This is a genomic window from Micromonospora deserti (genome assembly GCF_003236335.1).
GTDB lineage: Bacteria > Actinomycetota > Actinomycetes > Mycobacteriales > Micromonosporaceae > Micromonospora > Micromonospora deserti.
Window position 1 is genome coordinate 1 of the sequence record NZ_POUB01000136.1, and the last position, 16,357, is coordinate 16,357.

The 16,357-nt window shown below is 74.0% G+C and carries 17 protein-coding genes and 2 pseudogenes; 9 read left to right on the forward strand and 10 right to left on the reverse strand.

The window, feature by feature from the left end:
- The first annotated feature begins 120 nt into the window (after positions 1-120).
- Positions 121-1,167 (forward strand): glucose 1-dehydrogenase, encoded by a 1,047-nt coding sequence (locus tag C1I99_RS18925; protein WP_199562252.1) that lies wholly within the window; start codon positions 121-123, stop codon positions 1,165-1,167.
- 30 nt (positions 1,168-1,197) lie between these two features.
- Here C1I99_RS18925 and C1I99_RS18930 read toward each other — a convergent pair whose 3' ends face one another.
- From C1I99_RS18930 to C1I99_RS18945, 4 genes and pseudogenes are all read right to left on the reverse strand, one after another.
- Positions 1,198-2,514, reverse strand: coding sequence for a DUF2252 domain-containing protein (locus tag C1I99_RS18930; RefSeq protein ID WP_111135553.1), 1,317 nt, complete (start codon positions 2,512-2,514; stop codon positions 1,198-1,200).
- Between the two features lie 160 nt (positions 2,515-2,674).
- Complete coding sequence (locus C1I99_RS18935; RefSeq protein WP_111135554.1) at positions 2,675-3,265, reverse strand: NADH-quinone oxidoreductase subunit B; 591 nt, start codon at positions 3,263-3,265, stop codon at positions 2,675-2,677.
- Positions 3,266-3,430: 165 nt separating this feature from the next.
- Positions 3,431-3,868 (reverse strand): annotated as a pseudogene (locus tag C1I99_RS18940) (aspartate aminotransferase family protein); the annotation flags it as partial.
- A 15-nt stretch (positions 3,869-3,883) separates the two neighbouring features.
- A complete protein-coding gene (locus C1I99_RS18945; RefSeq protein WP_111135555.1) occupies positions 3,884-4,198 on the reverse strand; it encodes an MGMT family protein in 315 nt (104 codons plus the stop codon).
- Between the two features lie 13 nt (positions 4,199-4,211).
- On the opposite strand from C1I99_RS18945, the gene proB reads away from it, so the two are divergent.
- The 8 genes from proB to C1I99_RS18985 all read left to right on the forward strand — a co-directional run bounded on the left by proB (position 4,212) and on the right by C1I99_RS18985 (position 9,735).
- Positions 4,212-5,369: a glutamate 5-kinase gene (gene proB / locus C1I99_RS18950; RefSeq protein ID WP_111135556.1), complete on the forward strand. Its 1,158-nt coding sequence runs from the start codon at positions 4,212-4,214 to the stop codon at positions 5,367-5,369.
- A gap of 10 nt (positions 5,370-5,379) precedes the next feature.
- Complete coding sequence (locus tag C1I99_RS18955) at positions 5,380-6,624, forward strand: glutamate-5-semialdehyde dehydrogenase (protein ID WP_111135557.1); 1,245 nt, start codon at positions 5,380-5,382, stop codon at positions 6,622-6,624.
- Between the two features lie 93 nt (positions 6,625-6,717).
- Positions 6,718-7,110 carry a YbaB/EbfC family nucleoid-associated protein gene (locus C1I99_RS18960; RefSeq protein WP_111135558.1) on the forward strand — a complete coding sequence of 131 codons (393 nt, stop codon included), beginning with the start codon at positions 6,718-6,720 and terminating at the stop codon, positions 7,108-7,110.
- A 2-nt stretch (positions 7,111-7,112) separates the two neighbouring features.
- Positions 7,113-7,439 (forward strand): WXG100 family type VII secretion target, encoded by a 327-nt coding sequence (locus C1I99_RS18965; protein ID WP_111135559.1) that lies wholly within the window; start codon positions 7,113-7,115, stop codon positions 7,437-7,439.
- A gap of 28 nt (positions 7,440-7,467) precedes the next feature.
- Positions 7,468-7,962: a WXG100-like domain-containing protein gene (locus C1I99_RS18970; protein ID WP_111135560.1), complete on the forward strand. Its 495-nt coding sequence runs from the start codon at positions 7,468-7,470 to the stop codon at positions 7,960-7,962.
- Positions 7,955-8,572 carry a hypothetical protein gene (locus C1I99_RS18975; protein WP_111135561.1) on the forward strand — a complete coding sequence of 206 codons (618 nt, stop codon included), beginning with the start codon at positions 7,955-7,957 and terminating at the stop codon, positions 8,570-8,572. Before C1I99_RS18970 ends, C1I99_RS18975 begins: the two co-directional genes overlap by 8 nt.
- Complete coding sequence (locus tag C1I99_RS18980) at positions 8,569-9,189, forward strand: hypothetical protein (protein ID WP_111135562.1); 621 nt, start codon at positions 8,569-8,571, stop codon at positions 9,187-9,189. Before C1I99_RS18975 ends, C1I99_RS18980 begins: the two co-directional genes overlap by 4 nt.
- Before the next feature lie 30 nt (positions 9,190-9,219).
- A complete protein-coding gene (locus C1I99_RS18985; RefSeq protein WP_111135563.1) occupies positions 9,220-9,735 on the forward strand; it encodes an SUKH-4 family immunity protein in 516 nt (171 codons plus the stop codon).
- A 142-nt stretch (positions 9,736-9,877) separates the two neighbouring features.
- On the opposite strand, the gene C1I99_RS34610 is transcribed toward C1I99_RS18985, so the two are convergent.
- The 6 genes and pseudogenes from C1I99_RS34610 to C1I99_RS19015 all read right to left on the reverse strand — a co-directional run.
- On the reverse strand, positions 9,878-10,690 hold the full coding sequence (locus tag C1I99_RS34610) for a prenyltransferase/squalene oxidase repeat-containing protein (RefSeq protein ID WP_111135567.1): 813 nt from the start codon (positions 10,688-10,690) through the stop codon (positions 9,878-9,880).
- Positions 10,691-10,791: 101 nt separating this feature from the next.
- Positions 10,792-12,012: an adenylyltransferase/sulfurtransferase MoeZ gene (gene moeZ / locus C1I99_RS18995; protein WP_199562256.1), complete on the reverse strand. Its 1,221-nt coding sequence runs from the start codon at positions 12,010-12,012 to the stop codon at positions 10,792-10,794.
- 69 nt (positions 12,013-12,081) lie between these two features.
- Entirely contained in the window at positions 12,082-12,783 is a 702-nt protein-coding gene (locus tag C1I99_RS19000) for a DUF3152 domain-containing protein (protein WP_233512583.1), read from the reverse strand.
- A gap of 240 nt (positions 12,784-13,023) precedes the next feature.
- Positions 13,024-13,818, reverse strand: a complete 795-nt coding sequence (locus C1I99_RS19005) for a DUF3152 domain-containing protein (protein ID WP_111135565.1) — start codon at positions 13,816-13,818, stop codon at positions 13,024-13,026.
- Positions 13,819-14,072: 254 nt separating this feature from the next.
- Entirely contained in the window at positions 14,073-15,047 is a 975-nt protein-coding gene (locus tag C1I99_RS19010) for an alpha/beta fold hydrolase (protein WP_111135566.1), read from the reverse strand.
- Between the two features lie 57 nt (positions 15,048-15,104).
- A pseudogene (locus tag C1I99_RS19015) lies at positions 15,105-16,357 on the reverse strand (hypothetical protein); the annotation flags it as partial.

Consider the following 16,357-nt stretch of genomic DNA (forward strand, 5'->3'; position numbering starts at 1 on the left):
CGGACCGGCGGCCCGGACAGCGCCCGGCGGGGCGGCGGGACAGCCGGGCGGGTCATGCCCGGCGGGCCGACTGCGCGCTTTGGCCGGCGGCGGAGCCGCCGGCGGGGAAAGATGAGAGTCGTGCGCGCTGTGACTGTGAACCCGGGTGTGACCGACTCGCTGCGGCTGACCGAGGACCATCCCGAGCCGGCCAGCGAGGAGGGTGCCATCCTGGTCGAGTCCCTGGCGATCGGGATCTGCGGCACCGACCACGAGATCATCGCCGGGCACTACGGCGATGCCCCGCCGGGCACCGACCGCCTGGTGCTCGGGCACGAGTCGTTGGGCCGGGTGCTGGAGGACCCGACCGGGACGCTGCAACCGGGCGACCTGGTGGCCGGGATCGTCCGGCACCCCGACCCGGTGCCCTGCCCGAACTGCGCCGTCGGCGAGTGGGACATGTGCCGCAACGGGCTGTACACCGAGCACGGCATCAAGGCGCTGCCGGGCTTCGCCCGGGACCGGTGGCGGGTGCAGCCCCGGTTCGCCGTCGGGCTGGATCCGGCGCTCGCCGAGGTCGGCGTGCTGCTGGAGCCGACCAGCGTGGTGGCCAAGGCGTGGGACCACATCGAGCGGATCGGGCACCGGGCCGAGTGGCAGCCGCGGACCGTGCTGGTCACCGGTGCCGGCCCGATCGGCCTGCTCGCCGCGCTGCTGGCCACCCAGCGCGGGCTCGCCGTGCACGTGCTCGACCTGGCCAGCACCGGCCCGAAACCCGAGCTGGTCGCCGCGCTCGGCGCGACCTACCACTGCGTGCCGGTGAACGACCTGGACTTCGAACCGGACGTGGTGGTCGAGTGCACCGGCGCACCGGTCGTCGTCCTCGACGTGATGTGCAAGGCGGCACCCACCGGCATCGTCTGCCTGGCCGGGGTCTCCTCCGGCGGGCGGACCATCGACTTCGACGCCGGGGCGCTGAACCGCGCCCTGGTGCTGGAGAACAACGTGGTCTTCGGCTCGGTGAACGCCAACCGCCGGCACTGGGACCTGGCCGCCGAGGCGCTGGCCCGGGCCGACCGGTCCTGGCTCAGCTCGCTGATCAGCCGGCGGGTGCCGGTGGCGGAGTACACCGCGGCGTACACCCCGCAGCCGGACGACATCAAGGTGGTGCTGGACTTCGCCGCGTGACAGCGGCTCGGCGAGGTGGGCTGGGGGCGGTCAGATGCCGGGCAGCCGGCCGTTGCGGAACAGGTCGACGAAGAGCTGGTGGTCCTGCCGGGCCCGGGCACCGTACGCGTGGGCGAAGTCCACCAGGTACGCGACGAAGCCCGACTCGTCCGCGTCCACGGTCGCCACGATCGCCTCCTCGGTGGAGTAGTCGACCAGGTCGTGGCTGGACTCGTCGTCGGCCACCGAGTGCATGCGGGCGACCGCCCGGCCCAGGTCGGCCAGGACGCCGGCCAGTTCCTCCGGCTCGTTCACGTCCGCCCAGTCCAGGTCGGCGGCGTATGGGGAGACCTCGGCGACGAGCTGCCCGGCCCCGTCCAGCTCGGTGAAGCCCAGCCACGGATCGGCGTGCGCCTGCAGCGCCCGCTGCGACTCGGCGGTGCGGTGCCCCTGGTGCTGGAAGTAGCCGCGGACCGTGTCGTCGACGATGTGCCGGGCCACCGCCGGCACCTGCGCCTGCTTCATGTAGATCACGACGTCGTTCTCCAGCGCCTGGGTGTGCCCCTCCAGCAGCAGGTTGTACGACGGCAGCCCGGCCGAGCCGATGCCCACCCCCTTGCGCAGCACCACGTCCTTGATGTGGGCGGAGACCGGGCGCAGCGGCGCGGTCGCCACCGGCAGGGTGCCGAGGTACTCCGCGAAGGCCGCGGAGACCTTCTCCCGGGTCCGCCGGTCGACCTCGAAGACCCCGTCACCGAGGGAGAACCGGCGTTCGTAGTTGTCGATGGTGGTCTGCTCGGCGAGCAAATCGACCCGGGTGTTGAGCCGGGCCTGCTGGAGCACCCGGCGCAGCACACCGTCGGCGTTCTCCAGCGTGATCGAGCCGATCGCGTCGTCCCCACCGGCCGCGATCGCCCGCAGCTCCGTCAGGTACGACCCGGCGAAGCCGGCGACCAGGTCGCTGATCGACCGGTCGGAGAGCGCCTTGGCGTAGCCGAGCAGGGCCACGCTGCCCGCGAACCGCTTCAGGTCCCAGGTGAACGGCCCGACGTACGCCTCGTCGAAGTCGTTGACGTTGAACACCAGCTGCCCGGAGCCGTTCATGTACGTGCCGAAGTTCTCCGCGTGCAGGTCGCCGTGGATCCACACCCGGCTGGTCCGCCCGTCGAGGAACGCCTCGTCGGCGAAGTCGCCGCGCTGGTCGGCGTAGAAGAGCGTGGCGCTGCCCCGGTAGAAGGCGAACGGCGAGGCGGCCATCTTGCGGAACTTGCGCCGGAACGCGGCCGGGTCGAGCGCCATCGACGCGCCGAACTCCTCGGTGAGCACGTCGACGATGAAGGCGGAACGCTGCTCCGCGGAGTGACTCATGGTGCGCAGGCTAGTGCGGTGTCCACGAACGTTCACCGGCTGCCTGGTGGATGTTGTGGACCCACACCGGTGGGGCGAGTTGGTGATCGTCGCGCCAGCCCTCGCCGGCCACCCGGGAACCTCGGCCGATCGACCGGTCCTGCCCAGCCCCTCGGCCGCGTCAGCGCCCCGGCGGGCGGACCGGCGGGGCGGTGAGCGACTCGGCGGAGCGCGGGGCCGCGCCGGTGGACCCGGCGTCGTGCGGCGGCGCGTCGACGGGCGCGGCGAGCACGTCCGGGCGGAACACGCCGCCGATGCCGGACTGCTCGGCGGCGATCTTCTCCTGCAGCCGCAGGATGCCGTGCAGCAGCGCCTCCGGCCGGGGCGGGCAGCCGGGCACGTAGACGTCGACGGGGATGAGCTGGTCAACCCCCTTGGTCACCGAGTACGAATCCCAGTAGGGGCCGCCGCAGTTGGAGCAGGCGCCGAAGGAGATCACGTACTTCGGCTCGGGCATCTGGTCGTAGAGCCGCTTGATCGCCGGGGCCATCTTGTCGGTCACCGTGCCGGAGACGACCATCAGGTCCGCCTGCCGGGGGCCGTGGGCGAACGGGATCACGCCGAGCCGGATGAAGTCGTGCCGGCCCATGCTGGTCGCGATGAACTCGATCGCGCAGCAGGCCAGGCCGAAGTTGAAGACCCAGAGCGAGTAGCGGCGACCCCAGTTCAGCACGAACCGGATCGGCTCGCCGAGCACCGCCGGCAGCTGCACGACGCCCCCTTCCCCGTCCTCCACCCGACAGTCAACCACAGCGCGCGGGTGCGCCCGGACGGCCGGGCGCCGCCCCGGGCCCGGCGCCGTCCGGAGCCGGGTGCGGTCCGGAGCCGGGTGCGGTCCGAGGCCGGGGGCCCGCGGGCTGGGCGCCAGCCGGGCCGGTCAGTACGTCGGCCGTTGCAGCAGCCCGACGAACTCCACCAGCAGCCGCTCCCGCAGCGCCGGCGGGGCGGCGTTGAGCAGGGTGTTCACCGCCGCCATCCGCTCCGGCGCGGGACTGTGTGCGTCCGCCCCGCCCAGACCCAGCCCGGCGGCCAGCCCGGCGACCAACTCCGGGGTGAGCGCGTCGGGGGTCAGCGTGGCCGCGAGCGCGAGCAGGTCGCCCGGCAGCACGACCGGGCCGGCCGCCCGGGCGGCGGCCACCGCGTCGGCGAGGTCCGGGCCGAACTCGGCCACCCGGTGCGCCACCGCGGCGGTCACCGTCAGGTGCACGCTCGGCGGCAGGTTGGCGTACGCGAGCTGGGGCTGGGTGTGCCAGCCCCGGGCGGCCAGCTCGTCGACCAGGACGAAGAGGTCCAGGCCGGGCTCGGTGCCGGTGAAACGTTATGACTCGCGTCACACCCCCTCTTCCGGGGACCAGCTCGCCGCCCGCATGTCCACCCCGTCGCCGCGCAGCGGGGTTCCCTCGGCGCGCAGCCGGGCCCGGGCCTCCCGCTCGTGACCGGGCGGGAGGCGGCCCGCCGCGGTCACCACCCGGTGCCAGGGCACCCCGCCCCCGTGCCGGGCCATGATTGAGCCGACCAGCCGGGCGGAGGAGCGCCCCGACCGTTCGGCCAGCGCGTCGGCCACCGCCCCGTACGACATCACCCGGCCGGGTGGGATCCGCTCGACCAGCTCCAGCACCGCCTCGACGTACTCGTCAGGTCTCACGACCGGCCACGATATGAGAACGCGGCGGGGCGTGGCGGAACCGACCGCGCAGAATAGGCGGGTGCGCGACATGGTCACGGCGGCCCGACGGGTGGTCGTCAAGATCGGATCCTCCTCGTTGACCACCGCCGGCGGCGGCCTGGACGACGAGCGGGTCGACGCGCTCGTCGACACCCTCGGCGCGCTGGCCGGGCAGGGGCGCGAGGTGGTGTTGGTCTCCTCCGGCGCGATCGCCGCCGGCCTGGCCCCGCTGGGGCTGCCCCGACGCCCACGCGACCTGGCCACCCAGCAGGCCGCCGCCAGCGTCGGGCAGGGCCTGCTGATCGGGCGGTACGCGGCCAGCTTCGCCCGGCGCCGGCTCACCGTCGGGCAGGTGCTGCTCACCGTCGACGACGTCACCCGGCGGGCGCACTACCGCAACGCGTACCGGACCCTGCGCAAGCTGCTCGACCTGCGGGCGGTGCCGATCGTCAACGAGAACGACACGGTGGCCACCGAGGAGATCCGGTTCGGCGACAACGACCGGCTGGCCGCCCTGGTCGCCGCGCTGGTCGACGCCGACCTGCTGGTGCTCCTCTCCGACGTCGACGCGCTCTGGACCGGCGACCCGACCCGGCCCGGCGCCGCCCGGATCACCGAGGTACGCGACGAGCGGGACCTCGCCGGCGTGGCATTCGGCGGTGCGGGCCGGGCCGGGGTCGGCACCGGGGGCATGGTGACGAAGGTGGAGGCGGCCCGGATCGCCACCGGCTTCGGCATCCCGGTGGTGCTCACCGCCGCGCCGCTGGCCGCCCCGGCCCTGGCCGGCGAGCCGGTCGGCACCCTGTTCCACCCCAGCCGGCGCCGGCCGGCCGCCCGGCTGTTCTGGCTCGCCCACGCCACCTCGCCCCGGGGCCGGCTGCACCTGGATCCCGGCGCGGTCGCGGCGGTGGTGGGCCGGCGCAAGTCGCTGCTGCCCGCCGGGATCACCGCGGTGGACGGGGCGTTCACCGCCGGCGACCCGGTGGACCTGGTCGACGCCGAGGGCGCGCCGGTCGCCCGGGGGCTGGTCAACTACGACGCGGTGGAGCTGCCCGGGCTGCTCGGCCGGTCCACCACGGAACTCGCCGCGGCGCTCGGCCCGGCGTACGAACGAGAGGTCGTCCACCGCGACGACCTGGTGCTGCTGTGAGGAGTGCACGATGAGCGTCACCGAGCAGGCCCGGCGGGCCCGCGACGCGGCGAACGCGCTGGCGGTCGCCACCCGTACGGCCAAGGACGCGGCGCTGGCCGCGATGGCCGACGCGCTGGTGGCGCGTACCCCAGAGATCCTGGCCGCGAACACGGCGGACCTGGCGGCCGGGCGCGCGGCCGGGCTGACCGCGGCCGTGCTGGACCGGCTCGCCCTCGACGAGGGCCGGGTGGCCGGCATCGCCGACGCGCTGCGGCAGATGGCCGCGCTGCCCGACCCGGTGGGCGAGGTGGTCCGCGGCTCGACCCTGCCCAACGGCCTGGAACTGCGGCAGATCCGGGTGCCGTTCGGGGTGGTCGGCATCGTCTACGAGGCCCGCCCCAACGTGACCGTCGACGCCGCCGGCATCTGCCTGAAGTCCGGCAACGCGGCGCTGCTGCGCGGCTCCTCCTCCGCCGCGCACTCCAACGCGGCGCTGGTCGCGGTGCTGCGCGACGCGGTCGCCTCGACCGGCCTGCCGGCCGACGCGGTGCAACTGCTCGACGCCGCGTCCCGCGACTCGGTCAAGGAGCTGATGCGGGCGCGGGGCCTGGTCGACGTGCTGATCCCACGCGGCGGCGCGGCGCTGATCCGCACCGTGGTGGAGGAGTCCACCGTGCCGGTGATCGAGACCGGCGTCGGCAACTGCCACGTCTACGTCGACGCCGCCGCTGACGTGGCCAAGGCGGTCGCGGTCACCCTCAACGCCAAGACCCAGCGGCTGTCCACCTGCAACACCGCCGAGTCGCTGCTGGTGCACGCGGGGATCGCCGACACCTTCCTGCCCCCGGTGCTGGAAGCGTTCGCCGAGGCCGGTGTCACCGTGCACGGCGACGAGCGGGTGGCGGCCCACTCCGCCGCGGTGGTGCCGGCCACCGAGGAGGACTTCGCCACCGAGTACCTCTCGGCGGACATCTCGGTCGCCGTCGTGGACTCGCTCGACGCGGCGGTCGCGCACATCCGGCGGTACGGCACCGGGCACACCGAGGCGATCGTCACCGAGTCCACCACGGCCGCCCGTGACTTCGTGGCCCGGGTGGACGCGGCGGCGGTGATGGTCAACGCCTCGACCCGGTTCACCGACGGCGGCGAGTTCGGCTTCGGCGCGGAGATCGGCATCTCCACCCAGAAGCTGCACGCCCGCGGCCCGATGGGGCTGCCCGAACTGACCTCCACCAAGTACGTGGTCACCGGCGACGGGCACCTACGCGGCTGACCGTCGCGGGTGGACGGACGGCCGGGACTCCGCCGGTGTGCGCGGGGCGGTTAGTCTGGGGCCGGTTCGGCACGGCTTGTCTGGGGAGGCGGCATGCTGGGCGAGAACGCCCTGGAACAGCAACTGGCACAGGCGCGGGCGGCGTTGCGCGACGTGAGCCGCACCGTCACCCCCCGGGATCGGGTGGAGTCGGTGGCGGAGGCGGCCGACGGCCGGATCCGGGTCACCATCGGCACCGACGGGCGGGTCAGCGACGTCGACATCGACCCGCGGGTGCTCCGCGAGGGCTCGGAGTACCTCGCCACCGAGCTGCGGCACGCGGTCAACGGGGCGCTCGACGGCCAGGACGACGGCGCCGCCGAGCCGATGCCCGACCTCGCCGCGATGACCGCCACCGTCGAGCGGCTCCAGGACGAGAGCCTGCGGCAGATGCGGGAGATCAGCCGGGCGGTCAGCGAGACCATGCGAAAACTGCAGCGGGACTGAGTGTGGAGAACCTCGACGTCGACATCGACGCGCTGCGCCGTGGCGCGGACGAGCTCGACCAGGCCAAGGAGTCCGTCCGCGAGATCTTCGAGGGCTTCCAGACCACGGTCGGCGGCTACGCCGCGGCCTTCGGCGGCGACGGCATCGGGACGCTGCTGGGCGTGGCCCACCAGGCGTGCGTGGAGGCGCTCTCCGAGTGCCTCGGCACCAACATCGCCGAGCTGGAGAGCTACGTCGACGGGCTGCGCGGGATGGCCGACAGCTACCGCGCCGTGGAGGAGGACGCGGCCGCCTCCTTCCGCTCGATGCTCGGCTCGCTGGGCGGCTGAGCCGCTCCGACGTACGAAAGGAGCCGCCGTGGGCCTGACAATTCCGGGCGAACTCGCGTCCCTGCTCTCGATGCTCGGCTACGACTGGCCCGAGTCCGACGAGACGGCGATCTTCCAGCTCGCCGGGGAGTGGACCGGCATGGCCGGCCGGATCTCCGGGTCGGTCGCGCAGCTGGAGTCGGCGGCGCGGACGGTGCTCGACAACAACCGGGGCGAGAGCTTCACCGCCTTCGCCGGCGAGTGGAACGACGGTGAGTCGGCGGCGCGCAACATCGCCGACGCCGCCCGGCCAGCGACCGTCATCGGCGTCGGGCTGATGGTGGCCGCGGGCGTGGTGCTGGCCCTGAAGATCCAGGTGATCATCCAACTGGCGCTGCTGGCCATCCAGATCGCGCAGGCGATCGCCACGGCGGCGGTCACCTTCGGGGCGTCACTGCTGGAGATCCCGATCTTCAAGATGATCACCGGCCTGATCATCGACCAGCTGATCGGCATGGCCGTCGAGGCGGTGCTCAATGGCTAAGAAGCGCACCGCCCCGCCCCGCCAGACGCAGGCGAAGGGCGCCCGGATCGTGTCGGCGTACCTGGAGAACGCCGACGTGTTCCGTACCGCCAAGTCTGCCGGCACCAAGCCGAAGGGGCCGGCGGTGCTGGTGCTGCGCAACCGGCCGGACTTCGACAAGCGGGACTTCGACCGCAAGGCCCGGGACCTGCAACGGCTCGGCCAGGACGGGGCGCTGAAGAAGGCGCCCTCGGACCGGGACAGCAACAAGGTCTACGACCCCTCCACCGGCAAGCGGCGGACCCGCACCAACGTCTACCGCGACCGGCTGATCCGGAACCTGACCAAGGACGGCCGCCTCACCCAGGACATGGGCACCCCGGCGACCAACAAGTACCTGGCCAACAAGAACGTGGTGGACCAGCTCTATGCCGGCAAGGGGCCGATCACCGCCCGGGGCCAGGGGCTCGACCCGGACCACATCCACGAGCTGCAGCTCGACGGCGAGGACGTCTACGCTAACCTCAGGCCGATGGACGCTTGGACGAACCGCCAGCTCGGCAGCGACATCTCGGTCGCACTGCGGGACGTCCCCGAAGGCACCCCGGTCATCGTGAAGGTGATCCCGTGACCAGTCCCGACGACCCCGCCGCCCGCGGCGAGATCCGGGAGAAGCTCGCCCTGCTGCGGCGGGTGGAGGCCGAGCACGGCTTCGGCGTCGTCATCGGCGAGCCGGCCCCGCTGGAGCCGATCCCCGACCTGCCCGGCGTGGCCGAGACGTACAGCCTCTTCGACCGGGTGGAGGGGGACAATTTCCGGTTCGCGCAGCCGGCGGCGATCCGCAGCCCGGCGGCCTGGGCCGCCCGCCCGGTCGACCCGGACGATCCGATGGGCAGCCCGCTGCCCATCGGCCACGAGGTGCACAGCGTCCCGCCGGGGCTGCGCGGGGAGATCACCGGCGGTGCCCCGATCTACCTCGACGTCGAGGACCTCGACGTCTACTGGATGGAACCGGACGACTACGTCTTCCAGTACGAGCACCCCGACTCCGACGTCGAGTTCACCGTCATCGCGCCGGGCCTCGCCACCTTCTTCAACGAGCACGTGTTCGGCCCGGGCTACCCGGAGCTGGTCGCGACGGTCCTCGGCCCCGGCGTGCGGGACCGGCGGATCCGCACCGGGCGGCACGCCGGCGAGTACGCCGACAGCTGGCGGCGGCTGCTGGTCGCCGCCGGGCTGGCGTCCTGACCGACCCACTCCCGACCGCGAAGGACCGTCATGGCCGCTGACCCCCGGTTCCGTTCCCTGTGGAGCGAGGACGAGCTGATCCCGTACCCGCGCGAGGCGTGGTTGGAGGGCGGCTTCAGCCCGGACATGCTCCCCGCCGGTGACGAGATCCCGCTCGACGTAGCGGTCGTCTACACCGGCTTCCTCGAGGGCGACATCGAGCTGTTCGACACGATCCAGCTGAGCACCGAGGACGGTTCGCTGGACATCCGGCTGATCGTGGTCGGCGCGGTCGCCGACAACACCGACCTGCTCTACGTGCTCGACCCGAGGACCGGCGAGATCCTCCAGTTCGACCTGGCGCAGCAGGACATCCAGGGCGTCAACAGCAACTTCCGCACCTTCGTCGAGTTCCTCTACCAGTTCGCGCTCTTCGTGGAGGCGGACGAGGGCAAGCCGGGCCGGGCCGAGCGGGCCGAGACGCTGCGTACCGTCCTGGAGAGCATCGACCCCGCCGCCTTCGCCCCGGACGGCTGGTGGCCGCTGGTGATCAGCCAGCTGAGGTGAGGCCGGTGGCGGCACGCCCGGGCCGGTCACGCGAGCGGCGCGCCGGCCAGGGCGGGTCGACCGGGGCGCGCCGGCCAGGGCGCGTCGGGCAGGCAGGGCGGCCAGGGCGCGCCGGCCAGGGCTCCCGCCGGGCGGGGCGGCCTCAGCGGCAGGCGCGGATCGCGGTGAGCGTGGTGTGCACGTCGAACTGGTGCCCGTCGTCGCTCTCCCACCCGCCGTCGCTGCGCTGGGTCTCGGCCAGCCGGCGCCGCGCCCGCACCAGCGACCAGTCCTGCTCGTCGATGCCGGCCCGGCGCAGGGTCGCGGCCAGCCAGGCGACGTTGGCCGGGGACATCTCGGGGATCCGCTCGACCAGCGCCACCTGGATCCGCGCCGACTCGTGGAACATCTCCTGCCGGTGCAGGACCGCCGCGCTCAGCCACCCGGCGGGCAGGAAGGACGGCCAGGTGCCGTCCGACGGTAGCCGGGCGGCCAGCGACTGGGCGGCGGCGTGCACCACCCCCGCGTACGCGCCGCCGACCCGGTGGTCCAGCGGCCCGGCCGCCCGGGCGTCCAGTCCGGCCACGGTGAGCCAGAAGCCGGCGTTGGCGGTCTGGTAGAACGCCGCCTCGGGGTCGCCCGGTCGGGCCCACTCCGGGGCGAAGCTGGCCAAGGCCGGGTCCTCGTCCCAGCCGCCGTCGGGCAGTTGGCGGGCGGCCAGCCAGTCCAGCGCCCGGCGGGCGGCGGGCCGGCCGAGCGCGCCGAGGTCGTCCAGTTCGGAGAGGCGGAAGCAGGTGGCGTCGACCGAGGCGACCTCCCCACCCCAGACCGCGGGCCAACCCCCGTCGGGCGCCTGGCCGACCTCCGCGGCGTCCAGCAGTTCCGGCGGTGCCGGCGCACCGGTGCGCAACCGGGAGAGACGGGCCCGGTCCACCGCGTCCCCGTGAGCCACGACGAAGCCGATCGCGGCGTCCATGTCGACCACGGCGGCAACGCTACTCGTGAACAAGTGGTCGCGCTTCGGTGAATCGGCCGAGGCCGGGGCAGGTCCGACGGCCCCACCCGGCCTCCGGTCGGTCAGTACGCCGGCAACGACGGGTCGATCTGCTTGATCCAGGAGAGCACTCCGCCCTGCACGTGCACCGCGTCGCGGAACCCGGCCGCCTTGAGCGCGGCGAGCGCCTCGGCGGAGCGGACGCCGGACTTGCAGTGCAGCACGATCTGCCTGTCCTGCGGCAGCTTAACCAGCGCCTCGCCGGAGAGGATCTCGCCCTTGGGGATCAGCGTGGCGCCAGGGATCCGGACGATCTCGTACTCGGCCGGCTCCCGGACGTCGACCAGGAAGATGTCCTTGCCGGCGTCCTGCCACTCCTTGAGCTCCCTGGCGGTGATGGTCGAGTCGACCACCGCCTCCTGCGCCTCCACCGAGACCGCACCGCAGAAGTCCTCGTAGTCCTCCAGCAGGTCGATGACGGTCGGGTTCTCGCCGCAGAGCACGCAGTTCGGGTCCTTCCGGACCTTGATCTTGCGGTACGACATCTCCAGGGCGTCGTAGACCATCAGCCGACCGACCAGCGGCTCGCCGATGCCGGTGAGCAGCTTGATCGCCTCGTTGACCTGGATCGAGCCGATCGAGGCGCAGAGCACGCCGAGCACCCCGCCCTCAGCGCAGGAGGGGACCATGCCGGGCGGCGGGGGCTCCGGGTAGAGGCAGCGGTAGCAGGGGCCGTGCTCGGCCCAGAACACCGACGCCTGGCCGTCGAAGCGGTAGATCGACCCCCAGACGTACGGCTTGCCGAGCAGCACCGCCGCGTCGTTGACCATGTACCGGGTGGCGAAGTTGTCGGTGCCGTCGACGATCAGGTCGTACTGGGCGAAGATCTCGCGGACGTTGTCCCGGTCCAGCGCGGTGTTGTGGATCTCCACGTTGACCAGCGGGTTGATCTCGCGGATGCTCGCCGCTGCGGACTCGGCCTTCGACCGGCCCACGTCGGAGACGCCGTGGATGATCTGGCGCTGGAGGTTGGACTCGTCGACGGTGTCGAAGTCGATGATGCCGAGGGTGCCGACCCCGGCCGCGGCCAGGTACATCAGGGCGGGCGAGCCGAGGCCGCCGGCGCCGACGCAGAGCACCCGGGCGTTCTTCAGCCGCTTCTGCCCCTCGACCCCGACGTCGGGGATGATCAGGTGGCGCGAGTAGCGACGGATCTCGTCAACGGTCAGCTCGGCGGCGGGCTCGACGAGCGGGGGCAGCGACACGGTGGACTCCCCGGGATCGGCGGTGGCGAACCGCGCCATTGTCGCTCGCCGACGGGCCGGTCGGCCATGAGGAGGGCCACGTGCCCGAACTGCGGGAGCGGGAATAACTCAGGTACCGGGGACGAGGTCGCCGTCGTACCAGGAGCCGTCGACGTAGGGCCAGGCGTTGGCCACGCAGCCGTCCAGGCCATACGTCTGCTGCTGCATCACCGGGGCCGGCTCCCCCGGGCCGGGGCAGGTCTGGTGCTCCTCGCCGAGCTCGTGCCCGACCTCGTGGTTGATCACGTAGGCGCGGTAGACCTGCAGCGGGGCCCCGTAGTCCGGCACCGCCTCCAGCCAGCGCGCCAGGTTGACGATCACCTGGCCGGGAAGCCGGCAGGAGGTGTAGCCCTCGGTGCTCAGCCCACCTTCGGCGCACATCCGCTCCGAGGTGTCCGGGGTGGCGAGGTAGACGGTGAAGTCGGCCTCCGCCGCCGTGGCCACCCGCTGCACCCGCAGCGTTTCCGAGGCGATCCAGCTGCGCTGGTCGGTTAGCACCTCGTCGACGGTGGCGGCGAACGCGGCGGGGTCCTGACCGGTACCCCGCTCGACCGCCACCCGGTACCGCCACAGCGGGCCGTCGGTGCCGTGCACCGCCGACTCTCCGGTCGCCGTGGTGAAGCTTGCCGAGCCGGCCTCCGGCCACGCCGTCGGCTGCCGCCGCTCGCCCGCCCCGGCCCCGTGGGCCGTCCGACCGTCGCCGAACGGCTCGGTGGCCGACCCGCCCGCCCTGGCCAGGGCCACCCCGGTGGTCGCCGCGAGCACCAGCACCAGCCCGAGCCGGAGGGTTCGCCGCCGGGCGCGCGTCCGGACCAGGGCGGACGGGCGGGGTGCGCGACCAGAAGCAGGCGGGCCGGAAGGGGACGGCGGCGTCATGAATCGAGCGTCCCACGCTAATCGGCCATGTCTCCGCTTTTGCCGCGAATGTTGCAAGCAGGGCATCTGGAACCGTCGCGTCCGTCCCGGTTATCCCTTTCGGTGCCCGGTGCCGGTCTGGTCCGGCCGGCCCGATCAGAGGGGCGGGCCGGCGTACCGGCGACCGTCCCGGTACGGCCAGGGATTCGCCACGCAGCCGTCGAGGAAGAGCGTCTGCTGCATCATCACCGGCGCCGGACGCCCCGCACCCGGGCAGCGCTCGTGCCGGTTGCCCAACTGGTGCCCGACCTCGTGGTTCACCACGTACGTGCGATAGACCGAGAGCGGCACGCCGGCCCGGACGAAGTGCGGCACCGAGAGCCGCCACCGGTCCAGGTTGATGATCACCCTGCCCGGCGCCCGGCACGACGTGTACGGCCGTCCGCCGACCCGGATGTCGACACCGCCGGCGGCACACATCCGGCCCGCCGTCCCGGCGGTCGCGAGGTAGACCGTGAAGTCGTGCGGCGCGCCTCCCGGCACCTGCCGCAGCCGCAGCCGACCGCTGTCGACCCAGCTCCCCGGCCCGGCGAGCGCCTCCTCCACGGCGGACGCGAACTCGCCCGCGTCCTCGCCGGCGCCCGACTCGACCGCCACCCGGTAGCGGCGCAGCACCCCGACACCGCCCAGCACCGGGCCGACCCGGTCGTCGTACCCGAAGATACCCGTGCCCGCCGACGGCACCGGGCCGGGCAGCCGCAGCACCGGCGGCGGGGGCGTCGTGGCGGTCACGGGCGGCGACGCGGCCGTCGCGGTCGCCACCGGCGCCAGGACCGGAACGGAGGCCGGCGCCCCGCCGCTGAACACCTCCGCGCCGACGTCGGCACCGCCCAGGTCGACGACGACCGCCACCGCCGCGCCGACCGCGAGGACGAGCGCCAGCAGCTCCATGACCCGCCGCGAGCGGCGGCCGCCGCGACGATGGCGACGCCGGCTGAGGTCCGAACCGGAAGCGTCGTACCGCGTCGCCGCCCCGCGCCCTCCGGCCGGCCCGGCGGTCCGGCCGTCTGCCGCGCCTGCCCGGGGGCCCTCGCTCGGCCCGGCGACCCGGTGGTCCCCGGTACCGGGAGGTCGGGCCGGAGTGGCGGGCCGAGGGGGCCCGGTCGCAGAGGTGGACCGGGGGCGGCGGAAGAAGGACATCCCGGTCATCCTGCCATGTCACTCCACCGGGCGGAGTCGCCCGTTTCGGCGAGTAATCCCAGCACCGCCCGGGCGACCAGGCGCGGAACCTCCAGCTGCGCCACGTGACCGACCCCGTCGAGCAGCAGCAGCCGGCTGTCCGGGATCACCTGGGCGGTCTGCGGCGCCACCCGCACGTCCACCAGCCGGTCATGCCGCCCCCCGACGACCAGCGTGGGCGCCCGGACCGTACCCGCCAACCGCCACAGCGAGCCCGACCCGGGCAGGTACGACCGCAGGAAGCTGGTGACCAGGCCGCGGAAGGTCCGGACGTACGCCGCGGCGTAGTGCGCGGCCTCGTACCGCACCCGGATCTCCTCCAGCGCCTCCTGCCGGCGTTGCTCGCTGATCCGGCTCATGTCGGCGACACACGCCTCCATCACCTGCTGCGCCATCACCTCCGGCGCCAGCTGGGCCAGCCGCCAGGCGGCGATCCGCTCGCCCCGGGGAATCGCCAGCAGCGGCAGCATCCGGCCCTGCAACGAGCGGCGGAAGTCGAGGAACGGCAGGGCCGGCGAGATCAGGGTCAGGGTCCGGACCAGGTCCGGCCGCAGCCCCGCCACCTGCACCGAGATCGCCCCGCCCAGCGAGTTGCCGAACAGGTGCACCGACCCCCGGCCGGAGTGCTCGATCCAGCGGATCACCCGCTCGGCAAAGGCCGGGATGGTGTAGCGGCGACCCGGTTCGCTGCGGCCGAAGCCGGGCAGGTCGATGGCTTGCCCGTCCAGCTGGTCGGCGAGCAGCCAGGCCAGGTCGGTCCAGTTCTGCGACGAACCACCGAGGCCGTGCACGTAGAGCGCCGGTTCCGCGCCGGGACCGCTGGCCGGAGTCTCCCGGACGTAGGTGACCGTGCCGTCGAGGCGTACCTCCCGGCCGGGCCAGGGCGGCGGGCAGGAGTGCTCGGGAAGGGCGTCGTCCGGCCAGAGGGTGGCGCGCTTCATGGCCTCAGTCTGCCCGGGCCCGGCCGGGCCGGCAGCGCGTCGGCCGCTGCTACCCGGTCAGCCCAGCAATGCTTCGAGACGGCGGTTGACCGCGGCCAGGCTGGCCCGGACCACCGCCTGCCGCGGGTCGCCGGCGACCAGTGCGGAGCCGGCGAGCTGCTCGACCCAGCCGTCGCAGACCAGCAGCACCACCACCGTGGCCACCTCGCAGTTGCCGAACGGCACCACCGCGGCGTGCTCGACGAAGCACCGCCCCCGGTCGGATCCCGGGTCGGCGCCGCGCAGCAGCTCGTCGACGGCCGCGCCCGCGGCCACCGCGCAGAGCCGCAGCACGTACCCGTCAACCGCCGGCCCCGTGGAGTAGCCGGCGGCGCTGCGCCCCCCGGCGATCAGGCGTACCTCCACGGTGGCGTCGAGCCCGAAGGTGCTCACCTGAACGTGGTCGATCACCACCCGGGGGCCGGGCGTGCCGCCGGTGTCCAGCGGCCGGGACGGCGCGCTCTCCGTCGTGGTCACCTGCCCACCGGAGTACGCCGCACTGGCCGTCGCCGGGCTGCCCGTCGCCGCGGCCGGGACGGCGGAGACCGACCCCGGCTCCTCCACCGTGGCCCGGCCCCGGTGCGGGGCGGCGGACTGCCGGCGGCGACGTGGGGTCTCCGGCGCCTCGACGCGCTGGTCGGCGCGGCTCGGGGCGGCTTCCGTCCGGCCGGGGGCGACCCGGCTGCCGGGCACCCGGGTCTCGGCGGCCGGTGGCTCGGCTCCGCGGGACGCCGTGGCCCTCGCCTCGGCCCGGGGCTCCGCCCGTGACTCGGCCGACCGGCGGCGCACCGGCGGCGCCTGCGCGGCCGGCACGCCGGGCACGTTCTGCGGGGCGGCGGCCAGCCCCATCCGCTCCTGGAGCAGCCGGGCGACCTGCCGGCTCACCTCGGCCGGGTCGGCCCCGTCGGCGAGGTCGAGGCGCAGGCTGTGCGCGCCGGCCGGAGTGCGGCGCAGCTCCGCGTCGCGGACGCCGGCCACCCCCCGCACGGCGGCGAGGATCGCCTCGACGTCGAAGCCCTCCGGCCGCTCGCGCATCGGCGCGGGCTCGTCGTCGCGGCGTAGATGGGTGGCGATGCGGGCGAGTTCCGGGGTTTCGGCGGGTGGCTCCACGGCTGGCGGCTCCGGCACGACGGGCACGTCCGGCTCGGCGGGGACGCGCTGCGGCAACACCGCCGACGTATGGTCCGGCAGCCGGTCGTCGGCCGGCTCGGCCGTCGGTTCTTCAGCGGAGCGGCGGGCCGCGTAGGGGGGTGCGCTCGTCGGGGCGGGCG